This window comes from Chryseobacterium taiwanense, from assembly GCF_000813825.1.
Classification (GTDB): Bacteria; Bacteroidota; Bacteroidia; order Flavobacteriales; family Weeksellaceae; genus Chryseobacterium; species Chryseobacterium taiwanense.
Window position 1 is genome coordinate 17,236 of the sequence record NZ_JWTA01000019.1, and the last position, 16,283, is coordinate 33,518.

Annotated in this window: 18 protein-coding genes; 8 read left to right on the forward strand and 10 right to left on the reverse strand. The window is 35.1% G+C overall.

The genetic code is table 11. The features are described from left to right. The first annotated feature begins 70 nt into the window (after window positions 1–70). Window positions 71–1,261: an MFS transporter gene (locus tag RM51_RS17310; RefSeq protein WP_039372555.1), complete on the forward strand. Its 1,191-nt coding sequence runs from the start codon at window positions 71–73 to the stop codon at window positions 1,259–1,261. A 234-nt stretch (window positions 1,262–1,495) separates the two neighbouring features. Here RM51_RS17310 and RM51_RS17315 read toward each other — a convergent pair whose 3' ends face one another. The 7 genes from RM51_RS17315 to RM51_RS17345 form a co-directional block, all read right to left on the reverse strand. After that, window positions 1,496–1,888 (reverse strand): DoxX family protein, encoded by a 393-nt coding sequence (locus RM51_RS17315; protein WP_039372557.1) that lies wholly within the window; start codon window positions 1,886–1,888, stop codon window positions 1,496–1,498. 157 nt (window positions 1,889–2,045) lie between these two features. After that, a complete protein-coding gene (locus RM51_RS17320; RefSeq protein ID WP_039372559.1) occupies window positions 2,046–2,825 on the reverse strand; it encodes a DUF1223 domain-containing protein in 780 nt (259 codons plus the stop codon). A 145-nt stretch (window positions 2,826–2,970) separates the two neighbouring features. Further along, window positions 2,971–3,735 carry a LytR/AlgR family response regulator transcription factor gene (locus RM51_RS17325; RefSeq protein WP_039372561.1) on the reverse strand — a complete coding sequence of 255 codons (765 nt, stop codon included), beginning with the start codon at window positions 3,733–3,735 and terminating at the stop codon, window positions 2,971–2,973. Continuing rightward, window positions 3,716–4,732 (reverse strand): sensor histidine kinase, encoded by a 1,017-nt coding sequence (locus RM51_RS17330; protein ID WP_039372562.1) that lies wholly within the window; start codon window positions 4,730–4,732, stop codon window positions 3,716–3,718. Before RM51_RS17330 ends, RM51_RS17325 begins: the two co-directional genes overlap by 20 nt. 137 nt (window positions 4,733–4,869) lie before the next feature. Next, the gene (locus tag RM51_RS17335; RefSeq protein ID WP_039372565.1) at window positions 4,870–5,310 is read right to left on the reverse strand and encodes a hypothetical protein; all 441 of its coding nucleotides are present in this window, start codon (window positions 5,308–5,310) and stop codon (window positions 4,870–4,872) included. Further along, complete coding sequence (locus RM51_RS17340) at window positions 5,310–6,293, reverse strand: heme-binding domain-containing protein (RefSeq protein ID WP_039372567.1); 984 nt, start codon at window positions 6,291–6,293, stop codon at window positions 5,310–5,312. The genes RM51_RS17335 and RM51_RS17340 overlap by 1 nt, the downstream gene beginning before the upstream one ends. A 287-nt stretch (window positions 6,294–6,580) precedes the next feature. Next, window positions 6,581–7,327: an SDR family oxidoreductase gene (locus RM51_RS17345; protein WP_039372570.1), complete on the reverse strand. Its 747-nt coding sequence runs from the start codon at window positions 7,325–7,327 to the stop codon at window positions 6,581–6,583. Between the two features lie 103 nt (window positions 7,328–7,430). Here RM51_RS17345 and RM51_RS17350 point away from each other — a divergent pair, with 103 nt between their 5' ends. Then, window positions 7,431–7,766, forward strand: coding sequence for a winged helix-turn-helix transcriptional regulator (locus tag RM51_RS17350; RefSeq protein WP_039372574.1), 336 nt, complete (start codon window positions 7,431–7,433; stop codon window positions 7,764–7,766). Window positions 7,767–7,968: 202 nt separating this feature from the next. Here RM51_RS17350 and RM51_RS17355 read toward each other — a convergent pair whose 3' ends face one another. From RM51_RS17355 to RM51_RS17365, 3 genes are all read right to left on the reverse strand, one after another. After that, the gene (locus RM51_RS17355) at window positions 7,969–10,188 is read right to left on the reverse strand and encodes an NADP-dependent isocitrate dehydrogenase (protein WP_039372576.1); all 2,220 of its coding nucleotides are present in this window, start codon (window positions 10,186–10,188) and stop codon (window positions 7,969–7,971) included. A 106-nt stretch (window positions 10,189–10,294) separates the two neighbouring features. After that, complete coding sequence (locus tag RM51_RS19210; protein ID WP_052248551.1) at window positions 10,295–11,398, reverse strand: cadherin repeat domain-containing protein; 1,104 nt, start codon at window positions 11,396–11,398, stop codon at window positions 10,295–10,297. A gap of 13 nt (window positions 11,399–11,411) precedes the next feature. After that, window positions 11,412–11,864 carry a T9SS type A sorting domain-containing protein gene (locus RM51_RS17365; RefSeq protein ID WP_039372579.1) on the reverse strand — a complete coding sequence of 151 codons (453 nt, stop codon included), beginning with the start codon at window positions 11,862–11,864 and terminating at the stop codon, window positions 11,412–11,414. A 163-nt stretch (window positions 11,865–12,027) separates the two neighbouring features. Here RM51_RS17365 and tpx point away from each other — a divergent pair, with 163 nt between their 5' ends. The 6 genes from tpx (at window position 12,028) to RM51_RS17395 (ending at window position 16,280) form a co-directional block, all read left to right on the forward strand. Continuing rightward, window positions 12,028–12,528 carry a thiol peroxidase gene (gene tpx, locus RM51_RS17370; protein ID WP_039372581.1) on the forward strand — a complete coding sequence of 167 codons (501 nt, stop codon included), beginning with the start codon at window positions 12,028–12,030 and terminating at the stop codon, window positions 12,526–12,528. Window positions 12,529–12,703: 175 nt separating this feature from the next. Next, window positions 12,704–13,915: a DUF763 domain-containing protein gene (locus tag RM51_RS17375; RefSeq protein WP_039372584.1), complete on the forward strand. Its 1,212-nt coding sequence runs from the start codon at window positions 12,704–12,706 to the stop codon at window positions 13,913–13,915. 208 nt (window positions 13,916–14,123) lie between these two features. Then, on the forward strand, window positions 14,124–14,714 hold the full coding sequence (locus RM51_RS17380) for a Crp/Fnr family transcriptional regulator (RefSeq protein WP_052248552.1): 591 nt from the start codon (window positions 14,124–14,126) through the stop codon (window positions 14,712–14,714). A 78-nt stretch (window positions 14,715–14,792) separates the two neighbouring features. Next, window positions 14,793–15,203: a VOC family protein gene (locus RM51_RS17385; RefSeq protein ID WP_039372586.1), complete on the forward strand. Its 411-nt coding sequence runs from the start codon at window positions 14,793–14,795 to the stop codon at window positions 15,201–15,203. 41 nt (window positions 15,204–15,244) lie between these two features. Beyond that, window positions 15,245–15,652 carry a VOC family protein gene (locus tag RM51_RS17390; protein WP_039372588.1) on the forward strand — a complete coding sequence of 136 codons (408 nt, stop codon included), beginning with the start codon at window positions 15,245–15,247 and terminating at the stop codon, window positions 15,650–15,652. Between the two features lie 175 nt (window positions 15,653–15,827). Next, complete coding sequence (locus RM51_RS17395) at window positions 15,828–16,280, forward strand: hypothetical protein (protein ID WP_039372596.1); 453 nt, start codon at window positions 15,828–15,830, stop codon at window positions 16,278–16,280. Window positions 16,281–16,283 lie beyond the last annotated feature (3 nt).

The following is a 16,283-nucleotide window of genomic DNA, read 5'->3' on the forward strand; positions in this document are numbered from 1 at the left end:
ATGATATACTTTAGATTCCTGAATGCATGTTTAGGAATCTGATTTTTTATGAAAAGATGTAATCAAAGAAATGGTAACACTCAAAGAAAAAAATAAATTTATTGCTACAATTTTAGCATTCGCCGTAATTCCGATGTCGGGTTTAGCAACCGATATTTATCTGCCTTCAATGCCGAGTATGGCGACCGAACTGCATCAGACGGAAAGCAATATTCAGCTTACTTTATCCATATTTTTAATCAGTTACGGACTTACCCAGTTCTTTGCGGGAAGCATCGTAGACTCTTTCGGAAGGTATAAAGTTTCAATGGCTTCACTGGCTTTATTTGTGGTATCGTTTTTAATCACAGCGACCACTCAGAATATTTTTGTGATCTATGCAATGCGTATATTACAAGGTGTTTTGTCAGGTTTTGCCGTAGTTTCTAAAAGAGCATTTTTCGTAGATGTGTATGAAGGAGACGAACGAAAACATTATTTGAGCATCATGACCATTGTTTGGTCTGTCGGGCCCATCATTGCACCGTTTATCGGAGGGTATTTGCAGAAAAATTTCGGATGGCAGTCAAACTTCTATGTATTGGCGGGATACAGTGCATTGCTTTTAGTGTTAGAATTCCTATTCTCCGGAGAGACACTGAAAAAAAGAAATCCTTTTCACATTGAATTCCTGTTGAAAGAATATGAGTCTATGTTTAAAGCAAAAGATTTCTTCTACGGAATGCTGATGTGCGGATTGAGCTATTCAATGATTATGTTTTTCAATCTATGTGGATCATTTATCATTGAGCATAAAATGGGCTATTCGGAAGTGGTTGCAGGCTACGTTTCCCTTATCCTTGGTTTTGCATGGATGACGGGAGGGTTTTTAGGAAAAGCATTGATTAATAAAGCATTTTTACCTAAAATTCGCTATGCTAACTTTATTCAGTTGATGTTGATCATTCTGATGTTTGCAGCTTCTTATTTCTCAAATAATATTTACAGCCTGGTTGCATTTGCTTTTTTAATTCATGTGACGGCCGGATTTATTTTTAATAACTATTTTTCATACTGTATCGGAAGATTCCCGAATTCGGCAGGAATTGCAGGTGGTTTGACAGGCGGAATTGCTTTTATCATCACATCGGCACTCAGCTACGGAATTGTGGCGATCATTAAACCTCAGATTCAGTTACAGGTTGCAGAAGGTTACTTTGTCTTAGGAATGCTGGGATTGTTTATTTTAAGTATGATTAAATTCAGAAAAGCACATACTTAATTTTAAAAATAAAGAATTTGAACCATTAAGTTGTATTTAAGAATAATAGGCTTATGTCTGTTTTATTGATTAACATCCAGAATACTTTCTTAATCGTTAATACCCATATTTATATTTTCTACTCATAATTTTCTACAATAAAACCTCTCGGATATTGAGAGGTTTTATCTTTACATAAGTAATTTGAAAAGTTGATATTTGTCTTATTAAAGACGGATGAGTTTTATTTTTACTTTAAATTCTTTCTAAAACTACTTTCTGATCATAGATTCTTCTGAACATAAAATAAGTGACAGAAAGCACAGTGAATGCGACGATGGCATCAATGGTTGCCGGAAAACCAAGCACTGCAATTTTTGAGAAAAAGGCGAAAATAATATCAAAGAACATTCCAGCAAATACCCATTCTTTTAATCTTAATAACCTATTTGGAAGTAATAAAACGATAATCCCGGATAATTTGAATACGCCCAAAATGTAGATGAAATGAGACGGATAACCTAATTGTTGTGTGATATCCCAAACTACCGGATTTTTTGTCAGTTCAAAGAAACCGCTTGCTCCAAACCAAAGAGACATAAAGATTGCGCCTGACCAAAAGATGATTTTTTCTGTTTTTGTTTCCATTTTTTTTATTGTTTTAAGTTGTTAATATTTTTAAGTTGATTTTTTATAATAATTTTTGCAGTCCGTTGTCATTCTGACGAAGGAAGAATCTCAACTTCAAATAATAGATTCTTCATTTAGCTCTCACTTCATTCAGAATGACAAAGGAGATGATGTTTTATAAAGAAGCTTTTGTAGAACCAAGAATTTCCCCCGATTTCATATTCTGGATCATTCCGATAATTTCCCAGTCATTTGTATTGAAATTTTTCGGAAGTTTAAAGCTTGTTGCTCCTGTTGTAGTGTTTTTTAAAGCAATTTGATTCTGTTGATGAACAATCTGCCAGTGAATCAGATGACGGCCTTCATTTTCACCTTTTTGTACATGAGTGGAAGATTTTTTTTCAACCAGCGTAATGAGTACTTTATTTTGAGAATTACTTTCTGAAGTTTTAAAATTTACACTGATTTCTTTTTCAGAAGCCTTTGCAGACAGATCAATTGTAGCATTATCAGAATTTAGTAAAGCAGTTTGGATTGAATTTTCTACCGCTTCCTGATCAGAACCTACAAATTCCTTTTTACCGTTTACGATCAATTGTGGTGTGTACACCTGTGAATGTAAAGTCTGGGCATATTGCTGTTGGCGTCTGGAATTTTCCGCGCTGCTGAATTTATCTTTCCAACCCAGATTATTCCAGTAATCTACATGATAAGAGAGAATATAGACCGGCTGATCTTTATACTTTTCTTCAATTTCTCCCATCAGCTTATCTGCGGGTGGACAGCTTGAACAGCCTTCGGAAGTGAATAATTCCAACACGGCAAATCTGTTATTGTTTGCTTTTGTTGAGGTACGTTGTGGTGCCGTTTCGTTTTTTTCCTGGTAAACGAATGCGGATACGGCGAATAGTAATGCTACGAAAACTGCCGTTCCTATTAGATTCTTTAGTATCATTTCTTTTAATTTTGATTCAAAAGTAGATACCTTTCCGAGGCAAAAGAATACAAAAAAGGTTCAACCGGACAAAATGAATGGTGAACCTGTATTTTATAAACTTAAAATTTTTTAGCAGGATGCTGAAAGAGGGAAGATTGTAGTTTTAGCGGTCTTCCAACCAGCTGAAAAAACTATGAGATTTTTCTTTATTGATCAAGAGCTGCTCCGGAGTTTCAACGGTTAACTTTACTAATATTTTTCGCTGAAAATAATGCTCCATTTCTTTGATCGCACTGAAATTGACGATGTATTGTCGGTTCACTCTGAAAAACTGCTTTTGAGAAACCTGTTCTGCAATTTGCCCGAGTGTTTGGGTAAGCTGAAACTGTTGCTTATCAAAAGTCATCAAATGCGTAATCTCATTGTGAATAAAGAAATAGGCAATGTTTTCCGTTAGAATAGTCGTGTATTTCTGATTTTTAAAAACTAAAAAACTTGTTTTTGCAGGAGTCTGGGGCTGCGTAATTTTCTGTATGAGAGCTTCAAGGTCGGGAAGTTCTGTTTTCTGAAAGAATTTCTTTAATTCATCCACTTTTCTGAAAGCTTCGGCAATATCTTCACGTGAAAAAGGTTTCAGCACATAATCGACTCCTTTACTTTTAAAGGCATCGAGCATGTACTGATCGAAAGCGGTACAGAAAACCACTGGACAGGTGATTTCAGCCTGCTTAAAGATTTCAAAGGATAATCCGTCTGACAGATGAATATCCATGAAAATAAGATCAGGTTTGCTGTCTTTCAGCGCTTCAATGCTCATTTCAATGCTGTCGTAAACTCCAATGATTTTTGCTTCAGGTTTTAATTCTGTGATTAAATTCTGAAGGGATTTTGCAGCTCTGAATTCGTCTTCAATAATGATTATATTCATGGATAAGAGGGAGTTTTATTTGAAAGGTTTTTTCGTCGGAATTAATTTCAATTTCCTGTTCAAGCAGGTGTTGGTAACGTAATTTTACATTGTCGAGTCCGATTCCCAGTGAATCTTCAACAGTCATTTTTTTCTGAATGGGATTTTCAATGACGATCTTGTTGTCCGTATCGTAGATTTTGATGTGTAAAGGTTTGCTTTGTGAAACAATATTATGTTTAATACAGTTTTCCACCAATAATTGCAAAGTAAAAGGAGGAATTAATGTTTTTAGAACATTTTCATTTAATTTCTGAGTAAGTGTAATTCCTTCACCAAAACGGGCTTTTTGTAGAAAAATATACGAATTGATGATGTTCATTTCTTCCTGAACGGTAATAAGATCCAGTTTTCTGCTTTCCAGTGTAAATCTGTAAAAATCAGAAAGCTTCATGATGAAATCCACGGTTTCAGAATCATTCGTTTCCGCCATAGATTTTAATGTATTTAAACTGTTAAAAAGAAAATGTGGATTGATCTGCTGCTTTAATAGCTCAAACTGAGCACCCAGATTGTCGCTTTTTACTTTTTCCAACTCCAGCTGAACCTGTTGTCCGGCATAATTATTTTGCAATAAAGTGAGAAACATATAACATACGAGGTTGATCAGGATTCCGCGAACTTCGATCATTAACATGGTCGGTCCAAAATTAATATGCGATAAGATAAGCTGCTGAATCCACGCCAAACCAAGCATCACGATCATCCCGAAAGCCAGAACAATCATCAGTCTTGAATAGGAAATATTCTGACGTCTTTTTCCTGAATTCCGGTTCAGCATATAAATATTGAGATACCACATGATGACAGAAAAAGCAGCGGTTATGGCTGAATTTACTACCGCTTCTTCCCAGTTGAATGCATGGGAAGCGAGTTGCGGAACCGAAGATAATATTCCCAAAAAAAGGGAGCTTATCCAAATAACGGCCTGTGAGATTTTTATTTTTTGTTGTTGCATGACAACTGCGGATTTTAAAGGTGTTAAGGTAGGTAAAATGCTTTGAATTTAATAGTGAATTGATAATTTACATTTCACTCAAAAATCCGGAGCTGATTTTTCAACTCCAGACTTTCAGATTTCATTTTTAATTTTATTTAAGGTCTTACGACGGGGTTGTAACTCAAAATATATTGTATTTTTTCTTCTTTATTCGGCTGAATTTTTTCTTTTTCTGAAGAGTTTTGGATCTTGTAGGAAATATTTCCGTTTTTATCAACGCTGAGAGTTTCTATACTTAGCAGTTCTCCTGTGATGGTTCCTCCGATGTACTGCGGATTTTCATGGTATTTCCAAGTCACCAGTTTAAATTCAGAATTGGGATCTGGCTGATGATTTTCATGGGTTAAAGATTTCAAAGCTTCTGGATTTCCATACAAAGCAGAAGATGTTTCTTTTGTTGGATTTAATGAAGTTGAAATGAACTGTAAATTTCCGGGATCAAAAACGATTCGTTTTAAATCTTTATCGGGTTCATCTATTTTACAGGCAGTGAATAGGGCACAAATTGATACGATGATTAGGAATATTTTTTTCATTATTTCTGTAGGTTTTTAATTAATCTTTCGGTATTTACTTTCATGGGTACATCAAACAGATATCCCGTTTTTTCAGCTAACTGTCTGTGACAGGCAATGCAAGATTCTTTTGCAAATGATGCTGTTTTTCCTGTAGGATGAAGATCATTTCCTGAAAATTTTGCAAATCCCCAACCTTCTGTATCAGTATATTTTTTAGAATCTTTAACCATGAACTGGGCATTTACAAAGTCTCCGGCTCGAATTTCTCCATTGGCTGATTTTTCCTGTTTCCAGACAGATTTTACAACAACACTTCCATCTGGCCAAGGATGAAAATTTTCTGTTTCAATGGCTTTTACCGCAATATCATTTCCGTAAATGACACGGATTGAATTGTCAAAAAGCGTACTCATACTGATAACTTTCCATTTTTTATATTCATCCGTATATTTTACACCGTTGGGAGAAACTGGAAATGTTGAAGGGCTAATTTTTTCTGATGTTTGAGCATTCTCATGAACATCTTGCGTTTCTTTTTTTACAGGTGAAACACTGGAAAGTGAAAGCGTATATTTTCTTATTGTTTCAATATTTTCAGGAGTAATCTTTGCAGAAGGGTGAAGGAGTGTATATTCGTGAAGTGGCATCTTTCCGCTTTGCATCATATTAAGGATAGCATACATTTTTCCTTGATGCTCACCTTCGGAATAATTCCATTCTGAAAAATTAAGAACTTCTCGGGCTCTTTTTACATCTTTATCCACTGCCCAAGAAATGGGGGCAATTTTATCATACCAAGCTAGTTTTTGCTCGTTGGAATGACAGGCAAAACATGAATTTTCCAGAATAGCGAGAACTTCGCGGGGAGCTTCAATTTTCTTTGCAACAGATTTTCCTTCTAATGGCTTATTGAAAAGCTGTAAAACACCGAAGATGCCCAGAATTGCTAGAAACACTATGGCAATGAGATTTACCTTTCTTTTTTTCTTTATTGAGTCCATAATTGATTTTTTTATGGCTCAAAAGTAGAGGCTTGAAGAAGGTTTTGAAATATGAAATTAGGTGAACCGGACAAATCGGAAGGTGAAAATGGAATTTTGAAAGTTTAATTGGAAAGCAAGGATCATGAAAAAACGTTTTGTACGATTTTGAGCTTCTATCATCCTGTTTTATTCTTAAATATGTTTAAGTTAATGCTAAAATTAACCACAAAAGAAGTAAAAGATCTATATATGTATAAATAGCTTTTGCCTCTTTTGTGGTTAAAGAAAAAACGTAAACAGATTTCTTATAATACCATTCCTCCGTCTACAATGATTTCTGTTCCGGTGATGAAACTTGAAATAGTATTGTCTGATAAATAAGTGACGAGCTTTGCAACATCTTCTGCCGTTCCCATTTTTTTCAAGGGAATAAGATCGATTAAATAGTCGTTTAATCCGTTTAAGGTTGCTTCATCCAATCCTGCTTTAGTCATTACTTCGGTTTTTGTAGGTCCCGGACTTACCATATTTACACGAATTTTTCTTGGTGCTAATTCTGCTGCTGCCGTTTTTGCAATTGAATTTAAAGCCGCTTTACTCGCCTGATAAACTGAACTGTTAGGTTTGTAAGTTGAGGCTACAATTGATGATAAAACAACAACAGAAGCTCCGTCATTCAGCAAAGGAATGAATTTGCTTAAAGTGAAATAAGCTCCTCTGAAGTTAATATTCATGACACTGTCAAAATTTTCAACAGACATATTTTCAATAGGAATTAAACCTCCTGTAATTCCTGCATTGATAAATAGAATGTCTACTTTTCCATATTGGGATTCAACTTCTTTTTTTAATACCTCAATATCATCAAGATTAGCCTGATCTGCCACAAACGGAATTGCTCCCAATTCTTCTGCTGCTTTTTCAACTGCTTCTTTTCTTCTTCCTGTGATGATTACTTTTGCACCTTCTTCTATTAATTCTTTTGCGGTTGCATATCCGATTCCGCTGTTTCCGCCAGTTACGATGGCTAATTTGTTGTTAAACTTTTTCATTTCTTTAAAATTTTTGACAAAGTTATTTCAAATTGGTATACTTTTGTAATCAGTATCACAGAGTATACCAGCATCATCAATGATATCATTTAATTTTGCATCTATGGAAAGAGATCAGACCGAAGAGCTTAGAGCATTGCAAGACACCCTTTACTTTATCGGAGGTAAGTGGAGAATTCCTGTAATTAATTCATTATGCAACGGTAACAGACGTTTTCGTGAAATTGAAAGAAGTATTCCCGGGATTACTACAAGAATGCTTTCAAAAGAATTAAAAGATATGGAACTGAATAAACTGGTAAAACGAACCGTTTATCCGGAAACGCCTGTCTTAATAGAATACGAACCTACAGAATATTGCCGAACGTTTGGAAATATCATTCAGGAAATGATTATTTGGGGGAGGGAACATCGGAGAGTGATTGTAGAGGCTAGGTAATAGGTAATAGATGCGGTATGATTTGAAAGCTCGTCGGTATTTTATAATGGACATCCTCCATAATTCCCCTCCTTTGGAGGGGTGGCGAAAATTCAAAGAATTTTTGACGGGGTGGTAAAAATAGATTCAATTACATCATCTTTTTTCAAATAAAAAAAGCCCCTTAAAAAAGGAGCTTTTATTTATATATCAAAACCGAAAATTAAATTCCGTCGATGATTTCATTTAAAACAGTGCTTGGTCTCATAGCTGCATACGTTTTGTACGTGTCAGTTTTGTAGTAACCGTCAATTTGTTGAGGTTTTCCTTGAGCACCGATTAATTCAGCATTAATCACTTCTTCGTTTTCTTTCATTGCATCAGCAACAGGAGCGAACTGAGCAGCTAATTCAGCATCTGCAGTCTGGTTTGCCAATGCTTCAGCCCAATACATTGCTAAATAGAAGTGAGAACCTCTGTTATCGATTTGTCCTACTTTTCTTGCAGGAGATTTATCTGTTGCTAAGAATTTTGCGTTTGCTTCATCCAACGCATCAGCTAAAACCTGAGATTTTGTATTCCCTTGAGTTTGTGCCAAATGCTCTAAAGAAGCCTGAAGTGCTAAGAATTCACCTAGAGAATCCCATCTTAAATATCCTTCTTCGATGAACTGCTCAACGTGTTTTGGTGCAGAACCTCCAGCTCCAGTTTCAAATAAACCACCACCATTCATTAATGGAACGATAGAAAGCATTTTAGCAGAAGTTCCAAGCTCAAGAATTGGGAAAAGATCTGTTAAATAATCTCTCAATACGTTTCCAGAAACAGAAATCGTATCTTTTCCTTCTCTTGCTCTTTGCAACGTTTCAGTCATTGCATCTTTTACGTCAAGAATTTTAATATCAAGACCGTTTGTATCGTGATCAGCTAAGTATTTTTCAACTTTTTTAATCATTTCTCTATCATGAGCTCTTCCTTTATCTAACCAGAAAATAGCAGGCGTATCAGAAAGTCTAGCTCTGTTTACCGCTAATTTTACCCAGTCTTGGATTGGAGCATCTTTAGTTTGACACATTCTGAAAATATCTCCTTTTTCTACTTTCTGAGAAAGAAGAACGTTTCCGTTTTCATCCTGAACTTCAATAGTTCCTTCAGCAGAAGCCTGGAATGTTTTGTCGTGAGAACCGTATTCCTCAGCTTTTTGAGCCATCAAACCAACGTTTGGAACAGAACCCATCGTTGTAGGATCTAACTTCCCGTGAGCTTTCATATCATCAATTACAGCTTGGTAGAAACCTGCGTAAGAACGATCTGGAATGATAGCCACTGTATCTTCTTCTTTTCCTTCTTTGTTCCACATTTTACCTCCACCTCTTACTAAAGCAGCCATAGAAGCATCAACAATGATGTCTGAAGGAACATGGAAATTCGTAATTCCTTTATCAGAATTCACCATTGCCACTCTTGGTCCGTTTGCCAAAGCAGCTTCGATATCAGCTTTAATTTCAGCTTCCTGAGCATTTCCTTTGATTTTATCGAAAAGATCAGCAAGACCGTTGTTTGGATTAATATCTAAAGACTTGAAAGTTTCAGCATATTTAGTGAAAACATCTTTAAAGAAAGTTTCTACGATAGCTCCGAAGATAATTGGATCAGAGATTTTCATCATCGTAGCTTTCAGGTGAGCAGAAAGAAGTACGTTTCTGTTTTTAGCTTCTTCAATAGCTTGTTGTACAAAAGCTCTCAAAGCGTTTAAGTTCATTACAGAAGAATCGATCACTTCACCAGCCTGAAGACCTGCGAAATCTTTTAATAAAGTTTCAGCACCATCATTTCCTTTGAAAACGATTTTATATTTTGTAGCATTCTCAAGAGTGGTAGAAGTTTCAGTTCCGTAGAAATCTCCGTTGTCCATGTGAGCAACGTCAGTTTTGCTATCAGAAGCCCAATCTCCCATTCTGTGAGGATTTGCTTTTGCATAATTTTTAACAGCTTTTGGAGCACGTCTGTCAGAATTTCCTTCTCTTAATACAGGGTTTACAGCACTTCCTAAAACTTTAGCATATTTAGCTTTAATTGCTTTTTCTTCGTCATTTTTAGGCTCTGCAGGATAATTTGGAACTGCGAAACCTTTAGCCTGTAATTCAGCGATAGCAGCATCTAATTGAGGCGCAGAAGCTGAAATATTGGGTAATTTGATAATGTTTGCATCAGGTTGAGTAGCCAATTGACCCAATTCAGCTAAAGCATCACCGATTTTCTGATCATCATTCAAAAATTCAGGGAAGTTTGCTAAAATTCTTCCAGCCAAAGAAATATCCGGAACTGCGATCTCGATGTTTGCTGATTTTGTAAAAGCTTTTACAATCGGTAAAAACGAGTGTGTCGCCAACATTGGAGCCTCATCCGTAAGGGTGTAATAGATTTTTGATTTGTCTGACATTATACTGTTATTTATTATTTGATTTTTTAAGACTCACAAATTTAGTGATTATGATTCTTTTTTCAACTTCTTTTACATAAAAAAAGAGGCTGTTGCCTCTTTAAATTTATATTTGAGTAATTGTGTAAGTTCCGGTTCCGTCAAAATTTACATTAAATTCAATTTTATAATTTTTTGGAGTTGTCGTTGTATTAGGAATCATAATTGGTGCTCCATCTATATCAAAATTTCCATCATTTAAATTATCACCTAATTCTTCTTGATTTAATGTAATGACAAATGTTGGAGAATTACTTGTAACTCCATAAACCTGTGTTGAAAATTTGTTGGTCGCAACATTGTAAGTTAAAGGTGTCATTGAAGAAGGACCTGAACCTATGAAATCAATTTGAGGTGTAAAATTTTCTAAAGTAGCAGAATACATTGCAACACTTCCCCATATTGTGGAATTAAAGACTTTTATGGAATAAAAGCCGTTTGAAGATGCTGTATAACTGTTTCCATTAGGAATAATTAGATTGTTTGTATCACTTCCATAAACTTGCGCAGAAGCATTTTGTGCAGCAATAAATTTTAATTGAGTGTTTGCAGGAAAATATTTGTAACCTTGTTTCCAAGAATTTACAACTCTCAAAAGTTCTGCTCCTGAAGGGTTAAATGAATTATATGAGCCGTAAAGATAAAGATTCAAAGGTAAAGAACTGCTTCCACTAGAAGATTGAGGTAAATTTAAATTTCCAGCGTCATCAACATTTAAAGTATAATTTGTTCCATTTGGAGAAACTAAAGTAATTCCTTGCCCTGCACCTGTTACAACAGTTTTACTCACTTGAGCATAAGGGACTGTCATTAATTGATTTACCCCAACATTTGTATAATTACTTCCGCCTGCAGGATCCATTTCCACTTTCACAAATTTTGTGTTGGTTCCCCAGTTAATACCTGCAAAAGTTCCTGTTGTTGCTGTACCTTGTCCAATATTTAGGTTGACCAAACCTTTAGCATTGGTTGTTTTAGTATGGGTTTCTGTGTATAAAACTGTTCCTGTCGCAGAGTTTTCTAAAATGCTTATTCTCAAAGCAACATTACCGTTAGCAATAGGCGCTCCGGATGCATTGAATGCAATTGTTTGATAACTAAAAGCTTGTGGAACTTGCGCGCTTAATAATGTTGCAAGAAATAATCCTATAGTTGCGTATAATTTTTTCATGTTCAAATGGTTTTTAAGGTTTTTTAATGATTTTAATTGGTTTGATGTCAGAATTTTTGAAAACAATCATATAGACACCTTGTGGAAGATGTCTTAAATCTAATTTTTCTGATTCCAGTTTTGTTTTTGAAACAAGTTTTCCTGAAAGATCATAAATTTCTACACCTTCAATTTTTGATTTTGAATTTAATTTTACATAAATGAAATCAGCTGTAGGGTTGGGGTAGATTTTTATATCGTCTTTTTCAAGTTCAGAAATACCTAATACTTGTAAAACAGATTGATAATAAATTCCCATTGTGCCGGAGTTTGCCTGGTCAGGATCGATAGGAATCACGTAGATTTCCCCGACAGAATGTGTGAAATTATCCGCAGAAACTGCTCCGGAGTTAATATTGCCAATCACAGATTGTGCAAAACCGAAAACAGGTACAGCGAATAAAAGGAAAGTAATTTTTCTTCGCATGGTTAATGTTTTTTAAGTCTGCGAAGATAAATAAATTTTAATTTAAAATTATGATTGTCGGATATAAGTATTTTTATTCTCACTTTATGATTAATTTAACCTTGAATAAGTTTAAAAAGCTCATCATTTTGATTAAATTTGAAAAAACTTAAAAAATAAATTTATGTCAACGACTATTACGTTAAAAGGAAACGCAATACATACAGTAGGAGTTCTTCCGTCAGTAGGAACAACAATCAGAGATTTTGCTTTGGTAGATTCTAATTTGAATGTGAAGACTTTGGAAAACTTTGATGGAAAGAAAAAAGTGATCAATATTTTTCCTTCTATTGATACAGGAATTTGTGCAGCTTCTGCAAGAAAATTTAATGAAGAAGCTTCAAATTTAGAAAACACTGTTGTAATCAACGTTTCTAAAGATTTGCCTTTTGCATTAGGAAGATTCTGTGCAGCTGAAGGGTTGAACAATGTAGAAACTCTTTCAGATTTCAGAGGTAGCTTTGGTGATGATTATGAAGTGACAATTGCTGATTCTCCAATGAAAGGTCTTTTGAGCCGTGCTGTAATTGTTACAGATGAAAATAATAAAGTAGTGTATACAGAACAGGTTTCTGAAATTGTACACGAACCAAATTATGAAGTAGCTCTAGCAGCATTAAAATAAGATAATAGAAATAAAAAATTCTATAAGGTCCTGTGAAAATTTTTTGCAGGACTTTTTGTTTAAATATGCATGATTCAAAAATAAGGACTGTGCTTTCGACGAAAGGAGAAATCTACATTTACAATTGCTGACTCAAATCAATAAAAATTAAAAACAATACGCCTACCTTTACAAAATGAAACGCTCCGGAACAGCAGATTTACCTTTACATTATGGCAAAGTACCACCTTGGCTGTATGAGCGTATGTCAATTCTCGGACTTTCTATTGTGGAGGTGATCTTAATGGATTATGGTAAAGATGAAGTTCTTCGTCGATTGGCAGATCCGTTTTGGTTTCAGAGTTTTGGTGCGGTGATGGGAATGGATTGGCATTCTTCAGGAATTACAACCTCTGTCATGGGCGCTTTGAAACGATCGATTAATCCAAATTCTCAGTCTCTGGGACTTTATATTTGTGGAGGAAAAGGTAAATTTTCCAGAGATACTCCTTCAGAATTACTTCAGATTGCTGATAAAACAGGTTTGAATGGAAAAGATCTGGTAAAAGCAAGCAAACTTTCTGCAAAAGTTGATAATACGGCTATTCAGGATGGGTATCAATTATATCTGCATAATTTTATTCTATCCGATAACGGAAATTGGAGCGTCGTTCAGCAAGGAATGCACGAATCTGATGGAACAGCAAGACGCTATCATTGGCATTCAGAAAATATAAAATCCTTTGTTGAAGAACCTCATACAGGAATTAATGGAATTTCCAGAGGTCAGATTTTAAATTTAACAGCTTCTGAAGCTTCAGAAAATCGGAAAGGGATTTTAGAAATCTCTCATACTGATTCTGCGGAAATTATGAGCGATTTCGCAAGACTTATTCTTCCCGCTCATCATGATGTTCAGGCTTCCGATGTAGATTTGAAGCGCCTAGGTGCCCTTTTGTATATAACAAGAGAACAACAGCCGCAAAACTTTGAAGATTTATTGATGTTGGAAGGAGTAGGGCCAAGAACGATGCAGTCTTTGGCTTTGGTGAGTGAAGTGATTCACGGAGCACCTTCGAGATTCAAAGATCCTGCAAGATTTTCTTTTGCTCATGGCGGAAAAGACGGCCATCCTTTTCCTGTTCCGACAAAAATCTATGACGAAAGTATTCAAATTCTTAAAACAGGAATTGAAAAATCCAAGCTTGGAAACTCGGATAAATTAAATACACTTAATAAACTTCATCAGATTATTGAAGCAACAGAGAAAGATTTTACACCCGATTTTGATATTGAGCAGGTTATTGAAGAAGAAAGGCAAAATTCATGGCGTTTTGGCGGTAAAACCGTTTTTGGAGATGCCCAGAAACCATCTTCTCCAAAACCAATTCAGCTTTCTTTATTTTAAGGTTCTTCATTTTACTTTATTAGATTTATAATAACAACCATAAAGTTATTGTTTAATAATTTGTAATTAATATAAATAGTTTATGGTACTTATATGTAATGGATTACATTAATATGTCATGTCGTATTTATTATTTTGTTTAATATTTTCTTCATCAGTTCAGATAAAAATTCTAATTTTAAAACCCTATAAAAAAACATTGAATTTGATGAGCAATAAAGCCTTAGAGATCTGCTATGATTTCCCGTTTTTCCTACAGGAAGAGCTCGATGAGATATTTCAGGCTCATGAAAAAGTATTTTTTCAGAAAGGCGATTTCATCTTGGAAGAAGGAAAAACAGCCAATGAGTACTATATTTTGGAGAAAGGACTGGTTCGTTCATTTGTCAATGATTTTAACGGGAATGAAGTGACGACTCACTTTTTTGTGGAAAATGAAGTGATTATTGAAGTTTCTTCATTATTTCAGAGGATTCCGACACAGGAAAATATTGTCTGCATTACAGACTGTGAATGCTGGAAATTTGATTTTGAAACTTTTCAGGAGCTATTCCACAAGATTCCCAACCTCAGAGAATGGGGAAGAGCATGGATGTCTCAGCAGCTTTTTGTATACAAACAACGTTCGGTAGAAATGTTTACGCTTTCCGCAACGAAACGCTACCTTAATCTATTAGAACAGAAACCTCATGTGATACAGTTTGCTCCGTTAAAGCAAATTGCTTCCTATCTGGGAGTTACCGATACTTCTTTGAGCCGAATTCGTAAAGAATTGGTATCACATCCAAATAAAAATTAAATCTTGCCTTATGGCAAGTTGACTTTCATGGTGACTTGGTAATTTTGAATAAAAGTTTAACACTAAAAAAATTACAAAATGAAAATCAATCAAATTTACGTAAACCTTCCGGTAAAAGATGTTCAGAAAACAAGAGAATTTTGGACGAAACTAGGGTTTTCCATTAATGAACAATTCTCAGATGAAAAAGCAATTTGTGTCATTATGAAAGAAGATCATATTTATACCATGTTTTTAAAAGAAGAGTTTTTTCAGACGTTTACAGACAGACCGGTTGCAAAAGGAGAGACTACTCAGACACTTCTTGCCATTGGAGTCAACAGTCGTGAAGAAGTGGATGGAATGGTAAAAACGGCTATTGAAAACGGCGGCTCAAAATATAGCGAGCCACAAGATCACGGCTGGATGTATCAAAGTGCTTTTTCAGATTTAAACGGGCACCAGTGGGAAGTAATGTTTGCAGACATGTCTAAGCTTCCGACCGAATAATACAGCTACTTTGCTCAAGTTTAACACTAAAAAATTATACAATGAAAATCAATCAGATTTATGTTAATCTTCCGGTAAAAGATATTCAGAAAACTAAGGAATTCTGGACAAACGTAGGATTTCCGATCAACGAACAGATTACTGATGAAAAGGCAGTTTGTGTAATGATGAATGAGAATATGCAGATCATGTTTCTGACGGAAGAATTTTTCCAGACTTTTTCTGAAAGACCGGTTCCAAAAGGAGATACTACACAGGTTTTGGTGGCAATCGGTTTAGATAGTCGGGAAGAAGTAGATCAGGTGGTAAATGCTGCTGTAGCCAACGGAGCTTATCAGCATGAAGAACCGCAGGATCATGGTTGGATGTATCAAAATTCTTTTTGGGACATCAACGGACACGGTTGGAATGTCATTTTTGCAGATTCTTCTCAACTCCCGACCGAATAAATTAATCTCACTCAGAATTATTGAAAGCACTTCAAATTCCCCTCCAGTGAAGGGGTGGCGAAAATTCAAAGAATTTTTGACGGGGTGGTCAAGACATATAAATTTAAAAATCTCACTATAAGCATCATTATTTGTAAAAAACTGTGGGAAAATTCAAACCTCCAAATCCAAAAATATGAAAAAGGATATTGAAATTATCAAGATTCAAATTTCAAGCAACTATAAAGTAATCTTAATGAATATTGAGGGGACTACCAATGAGGAAGCTTTGATTTTTCCTAATGGTGAAGCCAATTGTCTGAACTGGGTGTTAGGACATTTAATCTACATCAGAAATCCCTTACTGAATATTTTAGGGGAAGAATCGGTTTGGGATAATGAAAAATTTTCATGTTATAACAGAGGTGCAATTCCTTTAGAGAGAAAAGATGAATTTGTGTCTTTTGATGAGCTTACATCCTATTTAAAACAATCTCAGGATAGACTAGAGTCAAAATTGAATACAATGGAAAGCTTCAATCCGGAACAAATTAAAGATGTTTCCATACTTTGTTTTCATGAAATTTACCATAGTGGACAATTAGGTTATGTAAGAAGAATTCTTGGGAAACCCGGTGCTATCAAATAAAAT

What these genes read in the sequence shown, in the direction of transcription:
- RM51_RS17310 (WP_039372555.1), top strand. Translation starts at nt 71, where the DNA reads ATGGTAACACTCAAAGAAAAAAATAAATTTATTGCTACAATTTTAGCA.
- RM51_RS17315 (WP_039372557.1), bottom strand. Translation starts at nt 1,888, where the DNA reads ATGGAAACAAAAACAGAAAAAATCATCTTTTGGTCAGGCGCAATCTTT.
- RM51_RS17320 (WP_039372559.1), bottom strand. Translation starts at nt 2,825, where the DNA reads ATGATACTAAAGAATCTAATAGGAACGGCAGTTTTCGTAGCATTACTA.
- RM51_RS17325 (WP_039372561.1), bottom strand. Translation starts at nt 3,735, where the DNA reads ATGAATATAATCATTATTGAAGACGAATTCAGAGCTGCAAAATCCCTT.
- RM51_RS17330 (WP_039372562.1), bottom strand. Translation starts at nt 4,732, where the DNA reads ATGCAACAACAAAAAATAAAAATCTCACAGGCCGTTATTTGGATAAGC.
- RM51_RS17335 (WP_039372565.1), bottom strand. Translation starts at nt 5,310, where the DNA reads ATGAAAAAAATATTCCTAATCATCGTATCAATTTGTGCCCTATTCACT.
- RM51_RS17340 (WP_039372567.1), bottom strand. Translation starts at nt 6,293, where the DNA reads ATGGACTCAATAAAGAAAAAAAGAAAGGTAAATCTCATTGCCATAGTG.
- RM51_RS17345 (WP_039372570.1), bottom strand. Translation starts at nt 7,327, where the DNA reads ATGAAAAAGTTTAACAACAAATTAGCCATCGTAACTGGCGGAAACAGC.
- RM51_RS17350 (WP_039372574.1), top strand. Translation starts at nt 7,431, where the DNA reads ATGGAAAGAGATCAGACCGAAGAGCTTAGAGCATTGCAAGACACCCTT.
- RM51_RS17355 (WP_039372576.1), bottom strand. Translation starts at nt 10,188, where the DNA reads ATGTCAGACAAATCAAAAATCTATTACACCCTTACGGATGAGGCTCCA.
- RM51_RS19210 (WP_052248551.1), bottom strand. Translation starts at nt 11,398, where the DNA reads ATGAAAAAATTATACGCAACTATAGGATTATTTCTTGCAACATTATTA.
- RM51_RS17365 (WP_039372579.1), bottom strand. Translation starts at nt 11,864, where the DNA reads ATGCGAAGAAAAATTACTTTCCTTTTATTCGCTGTACCTGTTTTCGGT.
- tpx (WP_039372581.1), top strand. Translation starts at nt 12,028, where the DNA reads ATGTCAACGACTATTACGTTAAAAGGAAACGCAATACATACAGTAGGA.
- RM51_RS17375 (WP_039372584.1), top strand. Translation starts at nt 12,704, where the DNA reads ATGAAACGCTCCGGAACAGCAGATTTACCTTTACATTATGGCAAAGTA.
- RM51_RS17380 (WP_052248552.1), top strand. Translation starts at nt 14,124, where the DNA reads ATGAGCAATAAAGCCTTAGAGATCTGCTATGATTTCCCGTTTTTCCTA.
- RM51_RS17385 (WP_039372586.1), top strand. Translation starts at nt 14,793, where the DNA reads ATGAAAATCAATCAAATTTACGTAAACCTTCCGGTAAAAGATGTTCAG.
- RM51_RS17390 (WP_039372588.1), top strand. Translation starts at nt 15,245, where the DNA reads ATGAAAATCAATCAGATTTATGTTAATCTTCCGGTAAAAGATATTCAG.
- RM51_RS17395 (WP_039372596.1), top strand. Translation starts at nt 15,828, where the DNA reads ATGAAAAAGGATATTGAAATTATCAAGATTCAAATTTCAAGCAACTAT.